The sequence below is a fragment of the Thermodesulfobacteriota bacterium genome, from assembly GCA_031082315.1.
GTDB lineage: Bacteria > Desulfobacterota > QYQD01 > QYQD01 > QYQD01 > QYQD01.
Map to the genome: position 1 here is coordinate 1 of JAVHLC010000029.1, position 3,941 is coordinate 3,941.

The 3,941-nt window shown below is 43.4% G+C and carries 4 protein-coding genes; 3 read left to right on the plus strand and 1 reads right to left on the minus strand.

Annotation, left to right across the window (positions count from 1 at the left end; genetic code table 11):
• Nucleotides 1–14: 14 nt before the first annotated feature.
• The 3 genes from RDU59_12825 to RDU59_12835 all read left to right on the plus strand — a co-directional run bounded on the left by RDU59_12825 (nucleotide 15) and on the right by RDU59_12835 (nucleotide 3,342).
• The gene (locus RDU59_12825; GenBank protein ID MDQ7839363.1) at nucleotides 15–173 is read left to right on the plus strand and encodes a cupin domain-containing protein; all 159 of its coding nucleotides are present in this window, start codon (nucleotides 15–17) and stop codon (nucleotides 171–173) included.
• Nucleotides 174–870: 697 nt separating this feature from the next.
• On the plus strand, nucleotides 871–1,764 hold the full coding sequence (locus RDU59_12830) for a PEP-CTERM sorting domain-containing protein (GenBank protein MDQ7839364.1): 894 nt from the start codon (nucleotides 871–873) through the stop codon (nucleotides 1,762–1,764).
• A gap of 879 nt (nucleotides 1,765–2,643) precedes the next feature.
• Nucleotides 2,644–3,342 (plus strand): PEP-CTERM sorting domain-containing protein, encoded by a 699-nt coding sequence (locus RDU59_12835; GenBank protein MDQ7839365.1) that lies wholly within the window; start codon nucleotides 2,644–2,646, stop codon nucleotides 3,340–3,342.
• Nucleotides 3,343–3,555: 213 nt separating this feature from the next.
• On the opposite strand, the gene RDU59_12840 is transcribed toward RDU59_12835, so the two are convergent.
• Nucleotides 3,556–3,837, minus strand: coding sequence for a hypothetical protein (locus tag RDU59_12840; protein ID MDQ7839366.1), 282 nt, complete (start codon nucleotides 3,835–3,837; stop codon nucleotides 3,556–3,558).
• Nucleotides 3,838–3,941 lie beyond the last annotated feature (104 nt).

The following is a 3,941-nucleotide window of genomic DNA, read 5'->3' on the forward strand; positions in this document are numbered from 1 at the left end:
ACAAAGGCGAGGAGATAGGCTATGTCCTTTCAGGCAAATTAAAAATGGTTATCAGTAATGCTACTTACACTATCCGCGCCGGAGACGTGATTTACCTGACCACTGATATGCCGAGTCAATGGGAAAATCCAGGGCCTAACGTGGCCAGGTTGTTGTGGATTAAAGTAAAATAGCATTTCGTAGCGAACGGGGACCACGCCGACGAGTTGTAGCCTGGCTGGGAGAAATGGACAAGGCCGGTAAGGAACTGGCGGGCCGCACTGAATCAGTTTGCAATCTTATTTGAAGAAAGAATGACCTTGGCATGATATCACAAAAAGGCATTTACACAAAATTCTTGACATGTCCGTTTTTACTGAAACTGCGTTTGGGCAACAACCCGGCAAAACCTGACCCCATAGGATTAATGCAGCCGAAATCCCTTAAGATCCGTATACGTCAAGCAAGTCAATTAACTTAGGAAGTTCGTTCACCTTTTTGAAAACAAACGTGACATGCCTTATCAGTCCTTGCTTAAAATGTTTCTAAGCGAACGTATAGAGCAAGAATTGAAATCGGAAACATGATGGAAAAGGCTGAAGAGACGCAGAGTTACAGCCAAAAAAGTGGAAACAAATTACCACTTTTGGGTAAAATAATTCTCCTAAAAAGAGTAAAATATTTCACATTTTCCTGGTTTTAAGTTTTTAAGGTTACAAATTTAAAATAATCTAACTTATTGAAAAGAGTAGTGGTTTTTAGACTTTTCCAGGAAGCATCTATAGTTGGAATAATTTTTGCTTATTTTTTATCTTAAGTAAAAAACCCCGTGCTTCCGCACGGGGTTCCCATGGTTGTTTCTTCATGAATTTATATTGCTAAGGAGGAAAGATGAAGAAAATTTTCTCGACTTTTATCGTCCTAAGTTCCTTTTTATTCTTAGTGTTGATTGCAAAAAATGTTCATGCTACAGCAATCGCTGACTGCCAATTCACAGTGAATTGGAGTACCCTTACCCTTAAAGACTCCGCGGGAAATATTATTTATTCCCCGACCTCTCCCGGCTCTTATGTCTACTGGGAGTATAAGGGGCTTGGTTCCGAATCATGGATAAATGGCCCAGATCCAGGCAATCCCGGGTATGATCATAGTGCTGTAGAACAAGGATACAGTACATCTAGTCCTTTATGGAATAATCCTACCACTGTGGTGAATAATTTGGGAGCAAATGCAGCATCTCTTTATGTAAACAATACTACTGAATCAACGTCACACACAACCTCGCAATCAAGTGGAAATGCCGACGGCACTGGTTGGATTAATGGAAATATCCATAGGGGTATAATGTTTGGTTTTCCGGATCTTTCGGGCACATACACCTTTTCTGTTGACTATAATATCAATGTTAGTCTGAGCAGGGAAGATTTTTCGCTAGAGGACGCAAGTAACTACGCTCAGCTTACCTTTTATCTTGAAGACAATGTTAACACACCGAGTGCCAGGATTGGGATATGGGAACCCCCAATTTCATTTTCGTCCATTTTCGATCCAAATCAACTCAATTATAATTTTTCGCAGGCGGGTACAGCATCTTTTGATATTGAACTTCCACAATCTGCCTGGGAATATGATAACTACTGGTTAGAGGCCCATATTCATACATCAACATCAACCAGATCAGATTATGTCTCCGGGGTGACACCCGTTCCCGAACCTGCCACCATGCTTCTTATTGGGTCCGGGCTCATTGGTCTTACAGGGTTCAGGAAGAAGTTTAAAAAGTAGCCAGGGATTCAGCTTTTGATAAAAAAGGCGGGGTCGGTATTGGCCCTGCCTTTTTTGTTGTGGACATTGCTTCAAAAAACCTCTTTTCCCCCTGAGACTGTGGCGTAACAGGTAGAGACAAGACTGAAACGACGCAGAATTACAGCCAAAAGAAATTGCCGCCATAGGTCGCCCCGTGGCGCGGGATAATACCAAAACGTCGCGCACTTTCTGCACCAACGTGCCCATCTATCTCACTGGATAATAAGTGATATTTTTCAATGACGCCCCTGCTTCTCGGTCTACCTTGGTATATCATCACGCGAAGTGCAAAGAAGCAACCCCAGAGTCGCTTCTAGTTGCATGATGCAACCTACCCGCAATAAACTCTCTTTCTACAAAAATATAGTAATTAAGGCACATTGGATAATCTTCTTGTGTAAAATTCCATTGGCACGTTTTATGCTGATTTCCTGTTGGAATAGGTTTGGTGGGTATAAAAAAACGAGACGCAACTTATTAGTCATGAAGGTGCATCTTCCCGCACGATGGACTGGGAGACATCAGGGCTTAGTCGTTAACCCTTCCACTTTGTCCGGTTAGAAAAAGCGACTCCACAAAACATGTGCCCCGGTGGTGTGTATTTGGCAACAGCGAAGGTGCTGACCTTTTTGTCAGTAAAATGTAAGGCTGTCTTTATATTTGACGGACGGCGATTGTCTCATGCCTAGAACAATTCGGCAAAAAGGTCAGGAAAATCTACAGTGGCCAGGAGACGATGGCTATGGGTCTTATTTCAGGGATAACCGAGCCTTTTTGTTTCTGGAACTAAAATCAACAGTAAAAGGGGGGCTAAAAAATTTTGGTGTATTTTTAAAAGGATAGAGGAGGAACTTGAAAATGAAACGGTTTTTGGCTTTTATACTATCTGTCTTTCTGGTCTTAGGCTTGGCTGGATTAGCATCTGGGTTTACCAGCCTCAGTCCACTTGATGTCTACAACAATATGCAACTCTATCCAGGCGATTCCGCTTACATCGGATATCTTATAGACGTAAGGACCCCGCAGGAATGGTCCGGACTTCCATTTACTATTGGGGCTACGTCTGGAGATACACCCGGTCATCCCGGATACGACGGCACAAATGGAGCGTTTCTGGAAGATAGGGTATTTAACATTTCGTACATGCTTTACGATTCCGCGGGGACACGAATCCTTAACGATGACTTCGCATGGGAGTTTCAAAATCGCTATAGCTTTGTGACTGATGAGCCTTTTGCCCTCCTGTGCCACAGCGGCGTTCGTAGTTACAATGCCGCCACGTTACTGGATGCCTTGGACGATTCCATCGGTGAATCATGGACTATTTACAACGTATTAGGCGGATTTGAGGGGCGAACCGGTATACCTTCTATCTATTGCCCATCCGAAGATTGTCCTGGTTGGATAGACACATGGTTCGGCTTTTCGGATGGCTTGCCACACGTTGACAATGTGAGCGCCGGAGCTTATAGCCCGGTTCCCGAACCCTGCACCTTGCTCTTGCTCGGCTCTGGCTTGGTGGGCCTTACAGGATTCAGAAGGAAGTTTAAGAAGTAAAAGAGATGTAAGGCATCAGATGATAGCAAAGGCAAGGCCGGAAATAGCTTTGCCTTTGCTATGTCCATATGTTGTCTATTCTTGATAGGTTAATCCGACTGAGTGGTTTGAATCGGAATTTTGGTCCTAAGAAGGGACGTCATTGAAAAATGGCACTTACTACAGTGTTCCTTTTTAACGCACTTTCGATATATAAAACACTGGTGTCGAGGATTACGCCCATGGTTTTTCCGTTGGCATTGCCGGTTGGCTTTTTAGTATTTCCTCAAAATCTGTTTCAAATGACTTTGCTTCTTCGCCGAGGCGAGGTAGGGCTTCCAGGAGTTCCGGAAGTTCACCCAAAGTCCGTTCAGCTTTGAACTCCCCAACGGGACCAATCGCCGCTACGGATTTTCCACCCTTTAGTATTGTATAATGGCTGCCTCTGTATCTAATGTTGTTTAATAAGTCGGAAAACCTACGTACCGCCTCGGTTGCTGTTATCTTTTTCCCCATCGCCATATCCTTTAGTGAAATAAGATTATTATATTTTACATCTTAAATAAAAGAAGAGGTATTGCCAATGCGCAAAAAGGCGTCTGTTAGTTCTGGAGTAAGCC